Raw genomic sequence first — 17,949 nt, forward strand, 5'->3', positions numbered from 1 at the left:
CGCATCTGAATAACGGGTGGAGCTGCCATGCTGACGCGTAAACAACTCGATTTGCTTGGGTTTATCCAACAACGGTTGAAGAATGACGGTGTTCCGCCCTCCTTCGACGAGATGAAGGAGCATCTGGGCCTTCGATCGAAGTCGGGCATCCACCGGCTGATCACTGCGCTCGAGGAGCGCGGGTTTATACGCCGCCTGCCCCATCGGGCGCGGGCAATCGAGGTAATAAAGCTGCCGGATGCCATAGGACCGGATGGCACCGGATTTGCTCCCCGGGTGATCGATGGGGGTAAATCCAGCGCGCCCGTGGCGGATAACGAGATCCCTGTCATGGGCAGGATCGCCGCAGGTGTGCCGATCGAAGCAATTTCGCAGATTTCCCGTCATATATCCGTGCCGCCCCATATGCTCTCCGCGCAGGGAAACCATTACGCTCTGGAGGTACGCGGGGATTCAATGATCGACGCCGGAATCCATGACGAGGATATGGTGATCATTCGCGAAACCCAACGTGCTGACGATGGCGAGATCGTTGTAGCTCTGGTGGAGGGCGAAGAGGCGACGTTGAAAACCCTCCGGCGCGAAGGCGGCATGGTCCGTTTGGTCGCTGCCAACCCTGCATACGAGGATCGTGTCTATCGGGACGATCAGGTCACGGTGCAGGGTCGGCTTGTGGGGCTTTTGCGTACCTATTGATCCGGGGCCGGCAAGGAGATATTCAAGGCCTTGGCAACTGACCACGGTCGTCGCCCAGTGACCTCCTGCGCTGTTCGGAGAACTGCCCGTCCGGCGTCAGCTATGGAAACCGCGCCGGTTTGTTGCAGCAATCGTTCATTCAGAGTGACGCAGACCGGCACACCGGTCTGCTCCGCTTCGACATAGCACAGGTCTGCCGTGGGGCCGTCCCCACCCGTCCGGTGCCTGATCCGCCAGCGCCCGATGCTCGCCTCCCGGTCTTTGGGGGGGCCGCTCCATCCGGGCAACCCGGCCGCTTCGCTTTGATCCATGGGCGTGCCGTCATTCTCCAGCCAAACCCGTGCCGCGAATCCACCACCCCGTGGCCGCGACAGAGCCCGCCCGGCCTCGGTTTGTATCCCGACAAGGGCACCCCGGCCATCGATCACCAGATCCGGTCGTGCATCGACAGTCCAGAGTGTCAAAGCTATCGCACAGAGGACCACCCCGCCAAGCTTGACGACACGTTGTCCCAGCACACATCCCAAGAAGCCGAAGCTCAGCAGGGGTAACACGACCGGCATCGGTGAACGGACAGGCCGCACCGCGCCCTCGAACGCAGCGATCCAATGGGCCACTGCGAGGATTCGGCCAATACCCAGGGCCATGACATGCACCCCCCACTCCCCCACCCCGAATGGAGCAAGGAGCGCCGAAGTGATTGCCGCCGGCATAACTACGAGCCCCAGAAGCGGAACCGCTAACAGATTGGCGAGCAAGCCGAACTGGGCGATCTGATTGAAATGATACGCCGAAATGGGAAGTGTGGCGGCCCCCGCGACACCGGATGACAACAGCAGGGACAAGGCCCAGCGTCGCACCTTGCCACGAGGCAACCGCCCCATGATGCAGGTGCTTCGAAACGTCAGAACGAGAGCAGTGGTCGCGGCAAACGACATCTGAAAGCCCGGACCTGCAAGCGCCTCGGGCCTCAGCGTGAGCACGATCATCGCGGCCAGCGCAACTGCGCGCAATGTCAGGGCGCGCCGCCCCGCGATCAGCCCGACAAACACAACCGCAGCCATGATGAAAGCCCGCTGCGTCGCGACATTACCTCCCGAAAGAGCCAGATAGAGACCGCCCGCTGCGAGCCCCCCGGCGGCTGCCACCGCCCGAACCGGCAATGCAGATCCGACCGCCGGAAGGGCGACCAGCGTCACGCGAAGGGCTGCGTATACCAAGCCGGTGAGCATCCCCATGTGCATTCCCGATATGGCGAGCAAATGGGCAAGGTTCGTCGCCCGTAGTGCCTGAAGGGCCGTCTCTGACAATCCGGCCCTGTCTCCGGTGGTGATTGCAGCAGCAAACGCGCCTACATCGCCCGGAACAATTTTCTGAACCGCGCGGGACATCCGGTGGCGCAATCGGCTCAGAGAGAAGTGCTCCGGCGCGTCTTGAAGGAGCAAGACCGGAGCGCGCGCATAACCGACAGCTCCCAGCCGCTTGAAATAGGCCATTCGGCGGAAATCAAAGCCGCCGGGCTCAACCGGTCCATCCGGAGCCGAGAGAAAGGCCGTCACGATGACCGTCTGGCCCGGTGCGGGGTCGAGCGCCGTAATTTTGCTGTGGAGCGAAATACGCACCCGCTGCGGCGTCTTTTCCGGCTGACGGTCTTCAAGTACGACCCGGTCCAAGGTGATACGAAGCCGCGACGAGGCCGAGCGATCCAGCGCGATGACCCGTCCTTCCACCGCGCCATAATAGCGGCCCTCGAGGATGGGAGCGGCGACCAGATTGGTGCGGATGCCGCCGATACCGAACCCGGCGAGGATCACCAGTGGCGCCACGGCCGCGACCGCAGGCCACCTCATCGCGATGGGTAGCAGAACCAAAATGCTGATCCCGGTGAAGACCCAGATCGCGCGGACCGGCTCCACCGGCAGCCAGAAGTACAGACCGATTCCGCAGGCGAGCCAAACCGGCGCTTCGATAAAACGCGCTGCCTTCACCCTTGCCCTCCTGTCCCCGATTGACTACGCCGCCTGACACAGTCTCACAGGGATGGTTTTCAGATGGTTGACGCTCCTGCGCCCAAAGGCACCGTTGTGACCCGCTTCGCGCCCTCGCCCACCGGGTTTTTGCATATCGGTGGCGCCCGCACCGCGCTGTTCAACTGGCTCTACGCCCGCGGTCGGGGCGGCAAATTCCTGCTCCGGGTCGAAGACACGGACCGGGCGCGCTCGACGCAGGAGGCGACGGACGCGATCCTGAACGGTCTCGGCTGGCTGGGTCTCGACTGGGACGGCGAGGCGGTCAGTCAGGCCGCAGGCGCCGACCGCCACGCCGAGGTGGCCCGCGCCATGCTTGAGGCAGGCACCGCATACAAGTGCTTCTCTACCCAGGAGGAAATCGAAGCTTTCCGAGAGGCCGCCCGGGCCGACGGACGCTCGACCCTGTTCCGTTCGCCCTGGCGCGACGCCGATCCCGCAACCCATCCCGACGCCCCCTATGCGATCCGGGTCAAGGCCCCCCGCGAGGGAGAGACCGTGATCGACGACCAGGTGCAAGGGCGCGTAACGGTGAAAAACGACCAGCTCGACGACATGATCGTGCTGCGCTCGGACGGGACGCCGACCTACATGCTCGCGGTGGTGGTCGATGATCACGATATGGGCGTGACCCATATTGTCCGGGGCGACGACCACCTGATGAATGCCGCGCGCCAAGGTCTGATTTACCGTGCCATGGGCTGGGACGAGCCCGTCATGGCGCATATCCCGCTCATCCACGGTGAGGACGGAAAAAAGCTGTCCAAGCGTCACGGCGCGCTCGGCGTCGAGGAATACGCCGCCATGGGCTATCCCGCGCAGGCCATGCGCAATTATCTCGCCCGGCTCGGATGGAGCCATGGCGATGACGAGGTCTTTACGACCGAACAGGCGATCGAGTGGTTCGATCTCGACGGGATCGGCAAGAGCCCGGCGCGGCTCGACTTCAAGAAACTTGACCACGTTTCGGGTCAGCATATCGCCATGATGTCGCCCGATGATCTGCTGGCGGCCATCGACGCCTGGCGCGCGGCAGCGGGCGAAGAGGCTCTGTCCGAGGACACCCGTGCGGCGCTGGCCCCGGCCCTGCCGATCGTGCAGTCGCGGGCAAAGAAACTGCCCGACCTGCTCCCGGCTGCCCATTTCGCACTGACGCAACGTCCGCTTGAAATCGAGCCAAAAGCGCAGAAGGCGCTGGATGTTAACGGTCGCAAGCTTCTCGCAGAATTGACGCCGCAGCTGCAAAATGCTAGCTGGGATCGGGAAACGCTGGAGGCGCGGGCGACGGAGATCGCGGAGGCTGCCGGCGTAGGCTTGGGCAAAATTGCCGCGCCTCTCAGGGCCGCTCTGGCGGGCAGAACCGCCACTCCGAGCGTCTTCGATATGATGATTGTTCTCGGGCGAGAGGAAACCCTTGCCCGGATCAAAGAGGTTGCCACGACCTCTGACCAGAGCGACGTGGATAAGCCATTGTAATCGGTCGATAGTTTTATCGGCCACTGAGAAGGGATCCAATATGGCCGATGACAAGAAGACCGCCAAGCTGTCGATTGCCGGAGAGGAATACGAACTTCCGATCCACACTCCGACGGCTGGGCCCGACGTGATCGACATCCGTAAGCTCTATGCGCAAGCGGGCGTGTTCACGTATGACCCGGGGTTCACCTCGACGGCCTCTTGCGATTCAACCATCACCTATATCGATGGCGGCAAAGGCGAATTGCTGCACCGCGGCTATCCCATCGACCAGCTGGCTGCGAAATCGCACTTCCTCGAAGTCTGCTACCTTCTGCTTTACGGCGAGTTGCCTTCAGCCGCCGAGCTTGAGGATTTCGAGGCGCGGGTCACCGGACATACCATGCTGCACGAGCAGATGATGTATTTCTTCCGGGGCTTTCGCCGGGACGCGCATCCCATGGCGATCATGGTGGGCGTGGTCGGCGCCATGTCGGCCTTCTACCACGACTCCACCGATATCAACGATCCCTGGCAGCGCGAGGTCGCCTCGATCCGCCTGATCGCCAAGATGCCGACCATCGCCGCCTGGGCGTTCAAGTACCATATCGGCCAGCCCTTCGTGTATCCGCGCAATGACCTCGACTACGCGTCGAACTTCCTGCGCATGTGCTTCTCGGTGCCCGCCGAAGATTACGTGGTGAACCCGATCCTGAGCCGCGCGATGGACCGGATCTTTACCCTCCACGCCGATCACGAGCAGAACGCCTCGACCTCAACCGTGCGTCTGGCCTCCTCCTCGGGTGCCAACCCATTCGCCTGCATTGCCGCCGGTATTGCCTGTCTCTGGGGTCCCGCTCATGGCGGCGCCAACCAAGCCTGTCTGGAGATGCTGCGTGAAATCGGCACCCCTGACCGGATCCCCGAATTCATCGCCCGCGCCAAGGATAAGGACGATCCGTTCCGCCTGATGGGCTTTGGCCACCGGGTCTACAAGAACTTCGATCCGCGCGCCAAGGTGATGAAGCAGTCCGCTGATGAGGTTCTGGATCTCCTCGGCATCGAGAACAATCCGACGCTGCAAGTCGCCAAAGAGCTCGAAGCCGCCGCGCTGGCCGACCCGTATTTCGCTGAAAAGAAACTGTTCCCGAACGTGGATTTCTACTCGGGCATCATTCTCGAAGCGATGGGCTTCCCGACCTCCATGTTCACGCCGATCTTTGCTGTGGCCCGGACCGTCGGCTGGATCAGCCAGTGGAAAGAGCAGATTTCCGATCCGCAGCTGAAGATCGGCCGCCCGCGTCAGCTCTACATGGGCGAGACCGAGCGCGACTATGTGGACGTGGAAAACCGCTGACCCACAACGACCGAGGATTGCAAAGGCCATGCCGCGCGCGTGGCCTTTCGCGTTTGGCGCGGCAGGGTTGATCTCCGGGCAGAGACTCTCCATGGAAACGGTTCTGCAAATTTGAACCAACGGACCCCGCCCAATGCGCCTCAGCCTCGCCGCAGATCTGAATTACTCCGTTGAAGAGGTGACGGACATCCTGATTCAGGTCGAGGCTGCCGAGACTCAGGGTCAGACCGTTCTCAGCGAAAGCCTCGATCTGGGTCATGTGGGCTACCTGTCACGCATCGCCTCGGAGGATGATCTGGGCACGCGGGTCTGGGTCTCGACCGCTGACGGGCTCAGCCTCAGCTACTGCGCTGAGGTTGAGATCACGCGCAGCGACTCCGATCTCTCCACCCTGCCCGCAGATCCGGTGCATCGCCTGCCCCATGAGGCCGTGCGCTACCTGATGGGCTCACGCTATTGCCCCTCGGACCAGTTCCTGTCTTTCGCAGCCGCCGAGTTCGGCGATCTCGAAGGCGGCGCCTGCATCCGGGCCATGTCCGACTGGATCGGAGAGAAGTTCATCTACGCGCCCGGTGCCTCCGGCCCCAGCACCACAGCGCTCGATACACTGGTGCAGCGGCGTGGCGTGTGCCGGGACTACGCCCATGTGCTGATCGCGCTGGCGCGGGCCAAGGCGATCCCCGCACGCATGGTCTCCTGCTACGCGCCCCGGGTCACTCCTCAGGACTTCCACGCCATGGTGGAGGTCTGGCTGGATGGTGGTTGGCATCTGATCGACCCGACCGCCATGGCCACCCCATCCGAGACGGCGATTATCGGGGTCGGGCGGGACGCCGCCGATATCGCGTTTCTGACCAGCTATGGCTGGATCACGCTGTGCCATCAGACAGTCAGCGTGACCCGGATCTGAACTCTCAGCGTCCCTCGTAATTCGCCGGACGTTTTTGCAGGAAGGCGAGCACGCCCTCGCGGAAATCCCGCGTGCGGCCCATCTCGCCCTGAATCTCCGCCTCCAGCTCCAGTTGCTGCGCCAGATTGTTCTCGTAACCCTCACGAAGAGCCCTCTTAACCCCGGCATAGGCGGTGGTCGGGCCAGAGGCGAGGGTTTGCGCCCGCTTACGCCAGTGGGCGTCAAACGCGTCGTCCGGCACCGCTTCCCAGATCATGCCCCAGTCGCTGGCCTGCTTCGCGGTGAGCGGCTCGGCGAACAGAGCGGCCCCCATGGCTTTGGCAAGGCCCATCTGGCGCGGCAGCCAGTAGGTGCCGCCCGCGTCGGGGATCAAACCGATGCGGGTGAAGGCTTGCAGGAACACCGAGCTCTCGGACGCGATGACCACATCGGCTCCGAGCGCGAGGTTGGCCCCCGCCCCCGCCGCCGGGCCGTGGACGGCGGCGATGGTCGGCACAGGCGAATTGACCAGCGCGTGTAGCATCGGCTCGTATTCATCGCGGAGCGTGCTTTCGAGATCCAGCGCGCCAAAGCTCTCGGCATCCGTCAGATCCTGCCCCGAGCAAAAGCACCCGCCCGCGCCGGTCAGCACGATGCAGCGCGCCTGTTTGGCCATCGCCTTTAGCGCATGAGTGATTTCCGACCGCATCTGGGTGTTCAGCGCGTTCTTGCTCTCGGGACGGTTCAGAGTGATGACCGCGACGCCGTCGGTCAGGCTCAGTTCAATCGCTTTGTAATCCATGGGACTCTCCCTTTTGTTGCCGGGAGCATGGCAGGGATTTTTCTGCGGCAAAAGCCACGACGCGCCGTCAGTCGGCGAAAAATACACCCTTGACGTGTGCCGCAGTTAGACTAAACGCCCCGATCTGATTTCAGGAGATCCTGCAACCGCGCCTCCTCTTCGGCGCTCAGCGCCTCAGGAGCAGGCGCAGTGGACCGGCGCCGCAGGGTTGCCGCCCCAATCCCCAGCCCCGCGAGCAGCATCAGAGGTCCCGCCAGCCAGAGAATGAGGTTGGAGCCGTCGGTGCGCGGCTTCAGCAGAACATATTCCCCATAGCGATCGACCAGATAGCTGATGACCTCGTCATCGCTGTCCCCGGCCACCAGCCGCTCCCGCACTGCCAGCCGCAGGTCGCGCGCGAGATCTGCATTGCTCTCGTCGATACTCTCGTTGCGACAAACCAGACAGCGAAGACCGGCGGAGAGGTCCCGCGCGCGCGCCTCCAGCTCGGGATCGTCCAGCATCTCATCGGGCTGTACCGCCCAGACAGGGGCCGCAAGGAGCGTCAGGATCAGGATGAAGCGCTTCATTCTGCAGGCACCGTCTTGCGGGTCTGGCGCGCCGCCCCGGCGGCCACGCGATACCTCCGGTCGGTCAGGGACAGAACCCCGCCAATGGCCATGATGATCGCCCCGGCCCAGATCCAGTTAGCAAAAGGCTTGATATAGGTGCGCACGGCCCAGCCGCCGCCCTCCTGCGGGTCACCGATCACCAGATAAATGTCCCTCAGCACGCCATTGTCGATGGCGGCCTCGGTGGTGGGCATCCGGGCGACCGGATAGAGACGTTTCTCCGGCTCCAGCACGGCGACAGTGCGTCCGTTCCGTGTGACTTTCATCTCGGCCACGGTGCTGAGATAGTTCGGCCCTTCTTCCTCATGCACCTCGACCAGCGTGATGTCATAACCCGCGACAGAGAAGGTCTCGCCCACCTGCGCCACACGGATATCCTCGACCTGCCAGGCCGTCAGAGCGCCGACGCCGAAAATGGTGATACCGAAGCCCCCATGAGCCACGGCCTTACCCCAGTCAGCCCGCGGCAGGCGCGACAGGCGGCGGAGCTTCTCCGACCGCACCCGGCCCGCGCGGGTCCAGAGCTCTGCCGCGGCGCCAAAGACGAGCCACGCACAAAGCACCGCCGCCATTGGCGCGAGCATCGAGCCGCCGGTTTGCACCACCCACGTCAAACCGCCCAGTGCCACCGACAGCGCCAGCACGCCCCAGAGCTGTCCCATGGCTCGGTCGAGCCGTCCCCGCTTCCACGGGAGAATCGCTCCGATGGGCAATAATGCCGCCAGCGCGACCATGAAGGGCGTAAAGGCCGCATCGAAGAACGGTGCGCCGACCGAGAGTTTCCGGCCAAAAGCCATCTCCGCCACGAGCGGCCAGACCGTGCCCACAAAGACGACCATGGCCGAGACGACCAGCAGGATGTTGTTGGCCACTAAGGCGCTCTCGCGGGACACTGTGGCGAACACGCCCTTGGCCTCCAGCGCCGAGGACCGCGCCGCATAGATCGTCAAGGCCCCGCCCATGAAGACTGCGGTGATCGCCAGAAGGTACACGCCTCGCTCTGGATCGTTGGCGAAAGCGTGGACCGAGGTCAGCACGCCCGAGCGGACGATAAACGCCCCGATGAGCGAGAAGCCAAAGGCAAGGATGGCCAGCAGGATCGTCCAGCTTTTGAGCGATTCGCGCTTCTCCACCACGATGGCGGAGTGCAGCAGCGCCGCCGAGATGAGCCACGGCATGAAGCTGGCGTTTTCCACCGGATCCCAAAACCAAAAGCCGCCCCAGCCCAGTTCGTAATAAGCCCACCACGAGCCCAGCGCGATGCCCACCGTCAGGAACAGCCACGCCGCCAGCGTCCAGGGCCGCACCCAGCGCCCCCATGCCGCATCGACCCGGCCCTCGATCAGCGCGGCAACGGCGAAGGAAAACGCCATGGAGAGGCCCACATAGCCGAGATAGAGAAACGGCGGATGGAACGCGAGCCCGGGATCTTGCAACAGCGGGTTCAAGTCCTGCCCGTTCATCGGAGGCACCGCCAGACGGGTGAACGGGTTGGATGTAAAAATCAAAAAGCTCAGAAAGGCGATGCCGATAGAGCCCTGTACGCCAAGCACCCGGGCCTTTAGCGTTTCCGACAGGTTACCGCCGAACCAAACCGCCAGCGCCCCATAAAGCGCCAGAATCAGGCACCAGAGCAGCATCGACCCCTCGTGGTTGCCCCAGACGCCGCTGATCTTGTAGATCATCGGTTTCGCGGTGTGCGAGTTCGCTGTGACGATTTGTAGGGAGAAATCCGAGGCCACAAAAGCCCAGGTCAGCGCACCGAACGCGATCAGCAAGCAACCAAATTGCGACACAGCCGCGGGTTCCGCCGCGGCCATGAAGGGCCGCCAGCCTTTTGCGGCGCCAATCAGAGGAAATACGGTCTGTACCACTGCCATCAGCAGGGCCAGAATCAGGGCGAAATGTCCGAGTTCTACGATCATGCCCCGGTTCTAGCGCGCGCAGTCGGCTGCGCCAATGGGGTGCGGGGTTCAGCCGCGCTTCATATTGCCGAGGGCTCGTGCGGGGACAGGAGCCGGAGACATCCCGGCACCCGTCCGTATCACTCACAGAACATGGTCCACCGCAATCCGCGCCCGGATCAGTGTCGTCATTTCGGTCAGGACCTTGGTGTTATGATCCAGCGCCTGTCGGGTCGCCGCGTCTGACTGGCCTTCTCGATAAAGTAGATAGAAGACCAGCAGCACCCAAGGCCCGTCCTGCGAAATCAGGCGGATGAGGGTTTCAAGATCCACGTCCGGCTCTCCAGTCGCTGAGCGCAGGATTGTCCTCCGATCCTTCCGTTCCCGGTTCTGGCGGGGATCTTCGGGTCGGTCCTGAAACCACCGGCCGCAAGAACGAGCGTCGGAATTCCTGCGATTTGATCTGGTGGCGGGCGCCAAAAAATAAGATGATACGATAGCCGCCAGCAACCAACATAGCGGCTCCGGCACCAGTGCGAGCCCGACCATCCGAGCCGAGAACCAGTCCGGCGCCACCATTGCAGAAACAAACAATCCTAATGTGCCCAGAGCCATGGCCGGGCGTGGCACGCGGTTTAACCCGTCCATGAAGGCATCAAAGGCCGAGCGCTCCCGCGCTGCGAACTCTGCCCCGAACTGGTCAAGAGCGGCGCTCTGATGATCCGCCGCGCGATCCGCCGCGTGTTCCGCATTTTCGCGGAAAACCCCCACGGTCTCCGCGACCACATTCCCGCCGCCAAAGCGCGTCTCCATTGCTTTTCCCATCAGGCCCATGACGCGACCCTCCGCCGATGCTCACCCTCGGAGAGGTGATAGCGTGGCGAGATGAACTCTTCGGCCCGACGGATCCACCCGCCTTTGCCCCCCTCCCGGGTCCGCGCATATTTGCGCATCGTTGGGCGGCGGTCGGCGAGGCGGTAGTAGTAGTTTCGCCGGGCGATTCCGTAGGCGTCGGCGAGATGGTTTGGTGCGGCCCGCGCCGCAGCCTCAGCCGCAGCACAGGTTTGCGGACCGATAACCCCATCCATGGCAACCTGCTGCCCCATCTGGTTCGACAGATCCTGGAGAATGCGCACCGCCCGCGCGCCGGCATTAACATACATGTCAAAGACCGAAGCTTGCAACGCGACGGGTAGGAGCCGAATCTTCGGCCTTTCGAAATAGTGCTTCAGAAAGATATCGGTCGCCAGCTTTCGGTCGATCCGGCGCACATCGGCGACATCCACATCGCCATCTCCGTCCAGATCGAGGCCCAACCGGCGCATCGTGTGGATTGTCACACCGAATTTCGTGGCGCCGCCCGGGTCATCGGGATCATTCACGAACCCACCTTCCCGCGCGACGATCGCTTCGGCAATTTGTCTGACGTCTTGCATCGGCCCACCCCCTTTGTGGCTGAAAACGCCACCAAAGATGGGCCCGGGGGGGTTAATTCGTGGCGACGCCGTCGGTCGGAGCCTTATAGACTCCCTGCTCCTTCAGAGCGTCCACGACCTCCTTGGGCATGTAACTTTCGTCATGTTTTGCAAGGATTTCCGTCGCCTCGAAGACACCATTAACATAGCGTCCGGTACCGATCATTCCTTCGCCCTCGCCAAAGAGATCGGGCAGCACGCCGGTATAAACAACCGGGATGGTCGCCCCGCCATCGGTGACCTCGAACCGCACCGTCTCACCCTGCCCGCGCTCCAGACTGTCCTCGGCGACCAGACCACCGAGGCGGAACACTTCATTGGGGGGAGGCGCGACCTCGGCCACCTGGCTTGGCGAGCGGAAAAAGTTGATGCCGTCGCGCATCGCATAGCCGATCAGCCCGGTGGCAATCACCAAAGCGACCACCGCGATGGCGATGACCTGAATCCGACGCTGTTTCTTCAGACCTTTCATGACATCCTCACGGGAAAACGGGCGCGAAAGTGAGCCCTGAATCTTCGTCCAAGCCTAGCATCAGGTTCGCGTTCTGCACAGCCTGACCGGAGGACCCCTTGGTCAGATTGTCGAGAGCGGCCAGAACAATCGTCCGCCCCTCCCTCCGATCAGCTACCACGCCGATATGGCAATGGTTGGAACCCCTTATGTGGCGGGTCGAAGGTGTCTCACCAATGGGCAGAACGGTCAGGAAGGTCTCATTCGCATAACGATCCGCCAGCGCGCGATGAATAGACGCAGCGTCGCCCCGAACATAGACCGTGGCAAGGATACCGCGATTGGCAGGGATCAGGTGGGGGGTGAACTGCACCTCAACGGGCCGCCCCGCGATGGCAGAGAACTCCTGATCGAACTCGCCCAGATGCCGGTGCACTCCGCCCACGGAATAGGCGTGATAGCCCTCCGACAGCTCTGCGTGCAGCAGGTTTTCCTTCAGCGACCGACCAGCCCCGGACACCCCGCATTTCAGGTCCATGATGATCTCGTCGAGGTCGATCACCCCGGCCTCGATCAGGGGCCGCAGGGCATATTGGCCCGTCGCCGCGTTGCAACCCGTCCCGGCGACCAGTCGCGCAGCTGCGATCTTGTCACGATAGAACTCGGTCAGGCCGTAGACGGCCTCTTTCTGCAAGTCCGGCGCGGCGTGGGGTTTACCATACCACTTCTCATAGGCCGCCGGGTCCCGCAGCCGGAAATCAGCCGAGAGATCAACAATTTTGAGGTCACGGGGTAGTTCCGCAATCACCGCCTGCGATGTGGCATGGGGCAGCGCGCAAAAGGCCAGATCAATGCTGGAGAAGTCTATCTCTTCGATCTTCACCAAGTCCGGCAGATCCAGATGGCGCAGATGGGGGAACACGGACCCCATAGGCTGGCCCGCCTTACGCTCGCCGGACAGCGCCGCAACCTCCAGATCGGGGTGGGTCGCGATGATGCGGACGAGTTCCGCGCCGGTATAGCCCGACGCGCCAAGAATGGCGATTTTGTGGGTCATGGTCAGTCTCCGGTCGTGGCGGCTGCGGGTTCAGGCCTGCTCAAAGGTGATAGCCCGCCGCATAAAGCGGGTGGCCCCAGAGGACACCCGTCGCGGATCGCCCGTGGTCAGGAATTTTGCCTCTCCGCTGTGGCCCTTCATCTTCGGGTGCCGCTCCAGGTAATCGGCAAGACTGTCCGCCACCAGATTGGGCTGCGAGAACACCTCGACATCTGCGCCCAGAGCGTCCTGAAAGATGTCCTGCATGATCGGGTAATGAGTGCAACCCAGCACCGCCGCCTGCGGGTCGGGCATCTTGCGCTTGAGCGCGTCCACATGGCTACGCACCAGCGCCTCGGCGAGGATCATGTCCCCGTCCTCGATGGCGTCCACAACGCCGCCACAAGCCTGCGTCTCAACGTCTACGCCAATGGCCCGGAACGCCAGCTCCCGCTGGAACGCCCGCGAAGCCACCGTGGCCGGGGTCGCGAATAGCGCCACATGCTTAACCTCCACCTCACGCGGCGGCGAGTTGTCGCCCCAGCGTCGCTCGGTCAGGGCTTCGATCAGGGGGACGAAAACACCCAGAACACGCTTGTCGCGCGGGATCCAGCCGTCCTGCATCCGCCGGAGCGCGGCCGCAGAGGCCGTGTTGCAGGCGAGGATGATCAGATCGCACCCTTCTTCCCAGAGCCGCTCGACCGCGGTGCAGGTGAGGTTGTAGATGTCATCCGCGTCGCGCACGCCATAGGGCGCGTGGGCACTGTCGGCGAAATACACAAAGGGCACATCCGGCAGGCGCTTTTCCAGCGCCGAAAGAACCGTGAGGCCGCCGAGGCCACTATCGAAAATGCCGACCGCCATGTCTGTCTTTGTACCTCTGTTCGAATTCGTAACCGTAGAACGCACCATTCCGGTGATTGTTCGACAGCCCGTAGGTCGTGTCACGCAGGAAGTCCATGAGGATCCGGCTGTCGCTCTGCCTCGCGCGGATTTCCTCCGGCGCAATCGGCGCACCGATGGACAACCGGACCGGCGCATCGACACGGGCCCGGAACTCCTTGATCAGCAGCGCCAGCCGCAAGGTCTGGTGCAAATGGCTCGCCAGTTGGAACAGCCGGGAATTGGCGCCTTCAAAATGGATTGGGATCACGGTTGCGCCGGACCGCGCGATCATCTTGGCGGTAAAGCCGCGCCACTGCGGGTCCATGGGCTGACCAAACGGACGCGGCGCCGTCGACACTGTACCTCCGGGAAAGACGCCGACAGCGCCACCCGCCGCGAGATAATCCAGAGCCTTTTGCCGGGTCTCGATATTCTGTCGCTGGGCCTCTTTCGACGGATCAAAGCTGATCGGCAGAATAATCCGGTCGAGAATTTCCGCTTTACGAAACACCGTGTTGGCCAAAATGCGGAAGTCTCCGCGCGCGCGGCTCAAGATCAGCCCCATGGTCAGCCCGTCCAGGATACCGTAGGGATGATTGGCGACGAAGATCAGCGGCCCGTCGCGAGGGATTGCTTCAAGGCTGCCCTGCTGAATATCCAACGTGATCCCATACCGGGCGGCCATGACCTCCCAGAAATCCGCCCCCGTCGCCAGCTCGTCCTCATACCCCTGAGCGCGTCGGATCAGCCCCAGTCGTCCGGTCGCATTTTCCAGCACACGAATGACGGTCCGCCCGCCGCGTGTCACGGCGGCGTTCGCGTAGGTGATGTCTCGGACGATTTGTCTGTGCAACGTCGGTCTCTGATTTTCCTCGCCAAAGGGAATATCCCAGACCGGGCGCCGCCGAAAGACCTCATTCCGCTGCTGCGCGCGCCTGATCCGGGCCGGCTGCAATCGCGTCCTTCAGTGCCGCGCGGGTCTCAGCGGCCCGCTCCGCATTGGCGGCTTTCACCGGTCCGAAACCTCGGATCTCCAGAGGCAATCGTGCCAGAGCCAGCACGGCATCCCGCGAGTCTGGCAGGCGGGGTATGGCCTCGGCCATGTCCACTTCGTACTCGCGGATGAGCTGGCGCTCCATGCGCCGCTCGGAGGTGTAGCCAAATGGGTCGAGCGGCGTGCCCCGCAGCACCTTACCCCTCGCCAGCAGCGGGAACAGCCGCTCCATTCCACGACCGAACCGCTTTTTCGGTGGGCGCTCGGCCTTTGCCGACAAAACCGGGGGAGACAGATGGTAGCTGATCCCCAGATCGCCATCGAAGGCCTCCTCCGCCATGACGCGGGTGGCGCGGAGCAGCCTGGCCACCTCGTATTCGTCCTTATAAGCCAAAAGCTTGTGATATCCTTCCGCCACGGCCATACGCAGCTCGGCATCCTCAATGCCATCCAACATACGGCGATAGCGCCGGGCCAGCCGCTTGCCCTGATACGCCACCAGATGCGCTTCGCGATAGGCGATACGCTCCTCGTAGGTCCTGGGCTGGTTGTTGACCTCAGGCGCGGTTACCGAGCGCGCCTCCCCGGGGTAATGGATCGCCCATCGGCCGATCTCGAAGGCCCGGAGGTTCCGCTCCACCGCCGCACCGTTCAGCTCGATCGCCTGCCGGATCGCCGCGAGACTCACAGGCACGTAACCCGCCTGCCAGGCCGCTCCAAAGACCACAATATTGGAGAAAATCGAATCGCCGAGCAAAACACTGGCGAGCCGCGTCGCGTCAAACAAGCTCAGCCGATCCTGCAAACGCCGCTCCAGCGCCAGCGCCAGATCCTCTTCGGGGATGCGAAAGCCCGGATCGCGGGTGAAATCCCCCGTCACCGTTACATGCGAATTGACAACAGCGCCGGTCCGCCCGGTTCGCAACAGACCCAGCGTCTTCGCCCCGGCGGAGACCACCAGATCGCCGCCGATCACCACATCGGCCTCGCCCGTGGCCACGCGGATCGCCGAGATCGCCTCAGGCGTTTCGCCAATCCGGCAATGGACATGAACCGCTCCGCCCTTTTGGGCGAGACCGGCCATCTCCATCATTCCCGCCCCGCGCCCGTCGAGATGGGCCGCCATGGCAAGCACCGCCCCGATGGTCACCACGCCGGTCCCACCAATCCCAGTGATGACCACATTCCACGTGCCATCGATGGTGGGCAAAGCAGGCTCGGGGAGATCGCCCAGATCCACCTCACGCGCAGCGCCCTTGCGCGGCGTGCCTCCTGTCACCTCGACAAAAGAAGGGCAGAACCCGTTGAGACACGAAAAGTCTTTGTTACATGCGCTCTGGTCGATTTGCCGCTTCCGTCCCAGCTCGGTCTCGAGCGGCGTGATCGCCACACAATTGGACTGCACCCCACAGTCGCCGCAGCCCTCGCAAATCTCCGGATTGATAAAGATCCGCGTGTCGGGATCGGGGAAGAGGCCGCGCTTGCGCCGGCGACGCTTCTCTGCGGCACAGGTCTGAATGTAGAGAATCACGGTGACACCATCGCTCTCGCGACAGGTCTTCATTACGCTCTCCAGTTCATTCCGGTCGTGCCAGCCGACCTCAGACGGAAAGCCTCGACGGTCGGGCTCTTCCTTTGGGTCATAGACGACGTCGACGCTCTTGGCCCCGGCGGCCAGAACCTCACGGGCGATCCGCTCCGCCGACAACCCGCCCTCGTTGCTCTGCCCCCCGGTCATCGCCACCGCGTCGTTATACAGGATCTTGTAGGTAATCCGCGTACCCGCCGCGATGGCCGCGCGGATGGCCATCAGGCCGGAGTGATTGTAGGTCCCGTCCCCGATATTCTGAAACACGTGCTCCGTAGTAGAGAACGGCGCCTCGCCAATCCAGTTGGCCCCCTCACCCCCCATCTGAGTGGCGGCAGCGGTGTTCCGGTCCATCCACAGTGCCATGTAATGACACCCGATGCCCGCATAGGCTCGAGACCCATCGGGGACCTTCGTCGACGTGTTGTGAGGGCAACCGGCACAGAAATAGGGCAACCGGGCGGCTAATTCGGTGGCGTTGTCCGCCCGCTGCGCCTCCTGCAAGCGGTTGAGTCGCGATGTCAGCTCTTCCGACCCGCGCCCCTCCTCCTCCAGAATGGCACCAAGCCGCGTAGCGATCATCACCGGGTCGATGCTCATTTTCACCGGAAAGAGCAACTCGCGCTCGCGATCCCCGATGCCGCCTTTATACCAGCCATAGACACGCCGCCCCTGCCGGTCGTCGAAGATCGCCTCTTTGATCTGCACCTCGATGAGTTTGCGCTTTTCCTCGACGACAACAATCAGATCCAGCCCCACGGCCCAGTCGCGAAAGCTGCGCATATCCAACGGAAAGGTCTGTGCGACTTTATAGGTCGTGATCCCGAGGGCCTCTGCCCGGGCCTCGTCGATGCCCAGAAGCGCCAGCGCGTGGACAAGATCGAGCCAGTTCTTGCCCGCCGCAACGAAGCCGATTTTTGCCCCGGACTTGCCCCAAACCCGCCGATCAATCCGGTTGGCATGGGCGAAGGCCTCAGCCGCGTGGCGCTTGTAGTCGATCAGCCGCGCCTCCTGCGGGATCGGCATGTCTCCCAGCCGGATATTTAGCCCCCCCTCGGGCAGCACCATGTCAGGCGTCACGAACCGGAACCGGTCCGGTCGCCCGTCCACGACACTGGTCACCTCGACCGTGTCTTTCATCAATTTCAGCCCCGCCCAAAGGCCTGCATAGCGCGACAGGGCAAATCCATAGAGCCCGAGATCCAGAATTTCCTGTACGCCGGCGGGTGACAAAACCGGCATACTCGCATCGATCACAGCCCAGTCCGACTGATGACAGGTGGTGGAGCTCTCGCCGGTGTGGTCGTCTCCCATCGCCATCAGTGCTCCGCCAAGAGGCGCGGTGCCCGCCATATTGGCATGTCGCATGACATCGCCGGAGCGATCCACGCCCGGTCCCTTGCCATACCAGAGCGAAAACACGCCATCGAATTTGCCGTCGCCTCTGAGCCCCGCCTGCTGACTGCCCCAGACGGCCGTCGCAGCAAGGTCTTCATTCAGGCCCGGCTGGAACAGAATATCATTCTCTTCCAGTAATTTCAGCGCGCTTGTCATATGCATGTCGACGGCACCGAGAGGGGATCCCCGATAGCCGGTCACATATCCGGCGGTGGTGTATCCTGCCCGCCTGTCAACCTCCTTTTGCATCAACATCAGACGAACCAAGGCTTGCGAGCCGTTCAAAAGAACTGTGTCTTCTGACAAGCTATAGCGATCGGTCAGTCGAATATTTTGGGTCAAGGTCGAAAACTCCGTCAGGCCAGGTTGACATAACTATGG

Annotated in this window: 15 protein-coding genes and 1 pseudogene; 4 read left to right on the plus strand and 12 right to left on the minus strand. The window is 62.9% G+C overall.

Features of this window, described 5'->3' with window-relative positions; all coding sequences use genetic code 11:
* The first annotated feature begins 27 nt into the window (after nucleotides 1-27).
* Entirely contained in the window at nucleotides 28-696 is a 669-nt protein-coding gene (gene lexA / locus FEV53_RS02085) for a transcriptional repressor LexA (protein ID WP_142833166.1), read from the plus strand.
* On the opposite strand, the gene FEV53_RS02090 is transcribed toward lexA, so the two are convergent.
* Nucleotides 690-2,684, minus strand: coding sequence for a ComEC/Rec2 family competence protein (locus tag FEV53_RS02090; protein ID WP_142833167.1), 1,995 nt, complete (start codon nucleotides 2,682-2,684; stop codon nucleotides 690-692). The two genes, lexA and FEV53_RS02090, sit on opposite strands and share 7 nt — an antisense overlap.
* Before the next feature lie 63 nt (nucleotides 2,685-2,747).
* On the opposite strand from FEV53_RS02090, the gene gltX reads away from it, so the two are divergent.
* The 3 genes from gltX (at nucleotide 2,748) to FEV53_RS02105 (ending at nucleotide 6,445) form a co-directional block, all read left to right on the plus strand.
* A complete protein-coding gene (gene gltX, locus FEV53_RS02095) occupies nucleotides 2,748-4,199 on the plus strand; it encodes a glutamate--tRNA ligase (protein WP_142833168.1) in 1,452 nt (483 codons plus the stop codon).
* Nucleotides 4,200-4,239: 40 nt separating this feature from the next.
* Nucleotides 4,240-5,535 carry a citrate synthase gene (gene gltA / locus FEV53_RS02100; RefSeq protein WP_142833169.1) on the plus strand — a complete coding sequence of 432 codons (1,296 nt, stop codon included), beginning with the start codon at nucleotides 4,240-4,242 and terminating at the stop codon, nucleotides 5,533-5,535.
* Between the two features lie 133 nt (nucleotides 5,536-5,668).
* On the plus strand, nucleotides 5,669-6,445 hold the full coding sequence (locus FEV53_RS02105; RefSeq protein WP_142833170.1) for a transglutaminase-like domain-containing protein: 777 nt from the start codon (nucleotides 5,669-5,671) through the stop codon (nucleotides 6,443-6,445).
* Between the two features lie 4 nt (nucleotides 6,446-6,449).
* Here the strand turns inward: FEV53_RS02105 and FEV53_RS02110 are convergent, their stop codons facing one another.
* The 11 genes and pseudogenes from FEV53_RS02110 to FEV53_RS02160 all read right to left on the minus strand — a co-directional run bounded on the left by FEV53_RS02110 (nucleotide 6,450) and on the right by FEV53_RS02160 (nucleotide 17,910).
* Nucleotides 6,450-7,226, minus strand: coding sequence for an enoyl-CoA hydratase-related protein (locus FEV53_RS02110; RefSeq protein ID WP_142833171.1), 777 nt, complete (start codon nucleotides 7,224-7,226; stop codon nucleotides 6,450-6,452).
* Nucleotides 7,227-7,336: 110 nt separating this feature from the next.
* The gene (locus FEV53_RS02115) at nucleotides 7,337-7,795 is read right to left on the minus strand and encodes a cytochrome c-type biogenesis protein (protein ID WP_142833172.1); all 459 of its coding nucleotides are present in this window, start codon (nucleotides 7,793-7,795) and stop codon (nucleotides 7,337-7,339) included.
* Complete coding sequence (locus tag FEV53_RS02120; RefSeq protein WP_142833173.1) at nucleotides 7,792-9,762, minus strand: heme lyase CcmF/NrfE family subunit; 1,971 nt, start codon at nucleotides 9,760-9,762, stop codon at nucleotides 7,792-7,794. Before FEV53_RS02120 ends, FEV53_RS02115 begins: the two co-directional genes overlap by 4 nt.
* 123 nt (nucleotides 9,763-9,885) lie before the next feature.
* On the minus strand, nucleotides 9,886-10,074 hold the full coding sequence (locus FEV53_RS02125) for a hypothetical protein (protein WP_142833174.1): 189 nt from the start codon (nucleotides 10,072-10,074) through the stop codon (nucleotides 9,886-9,888).
* A pseudogene (locus FEV53_RS02130) lies at nucleotides 10,064-10,575 on the minus strand (holin family protein). The gene FEV53_RS02125 and the pseudogene FEV53_RS02130 overlap by 11 nt, the downstream one beginning before the upstream one ends.
* Nucleotides 10,566-11,177, minus strand: coding sequence for a holin-associated N-acetylmuramidase (locus FEV53_RS02135; protein ID WP_142833175.1), 612 nt, complete (start codon nucleotides 11,175-11,177; stop codon nucleotides 10,566-10,568). Before FEV53_RS02135 ends, FEV53_RS02130 begins: the two are co-directional and overlap by 10 nt.
* 52 nt (nucleotides 11,178-11,229) lie before the next feature.
* Nucleotides 11,230-11,688 (minus strand): cytochrome c maturation protein CcmE, encoded by a 459-nt coding sequence (gene ccmE / locus FEV53_RS02140; protein WP_142833176.1) that lies wholly within the window; start codon nucleotides 11,686-11,688, stop codon nucleotides 11,230-11,232.
* Between the two features lie 7 nt (nucleotides 11,689-11,695).
* Entirely contained in the window at nucleotides 11,696-12,724 is a 1,029-nt protein-coding gene (argC, locus tag FEV53_RS02145) for an N-acetyl-gamma-glutamyl-phosphate reductase (protein WP_142833177.1), read from the minus strand.
* Nucleotides 12,725-12,754: 30 nt separating this feature from the next.
* Nucleotides 12,755-13,567, minus strand: coding sequence for a glutamate racemase (locus FEV53_RS02150; protein WP_142833178.1), 813 nt, complete (start codon nucleotides 13,565-13,567; stop codon nucleotides 12,755-12,757).
* Entirely contained in the window at nucleotides 13,545-14,441 is an 897-nt protein-coding gene (locus FEV53_RS02155) for a lysophospholipid acyltransferase family protein (RefSeq protein WP_142833179.1), read from the minus strand. Before FEV53_RS02155 ends, FEV53_RS02150 begins: the two co-directional genes overlap by 23 nt.
* 61 nt (nucleotides 14,442-14,502) lie before the next feature.
* Nucleotides 14,503-17,910, minus strand: coding sequence for an indolepyruvate ferredoxin oxidoreductase family protein (locus FEV53_RS02160; protein WP_142833180.1), 3,408 nt, complete (start codon nucleotides 17,908-17,910; stop codon nucleotides 14,503-14,505).
* Nucleotides 17,911-17,949 lie beyond the last annotated feature (39 nt).

It is taken from the genome of Palleronia caenipelagi (assembly GCF_007004065.1).
Classification (GTDB): domain Bacteria; phylum Pseudomonadota; class Alphaproteobacteria; order Rhodobacterales; family Rhodobacteraceae; genus Palleronia; species Palleronia caenipelagi.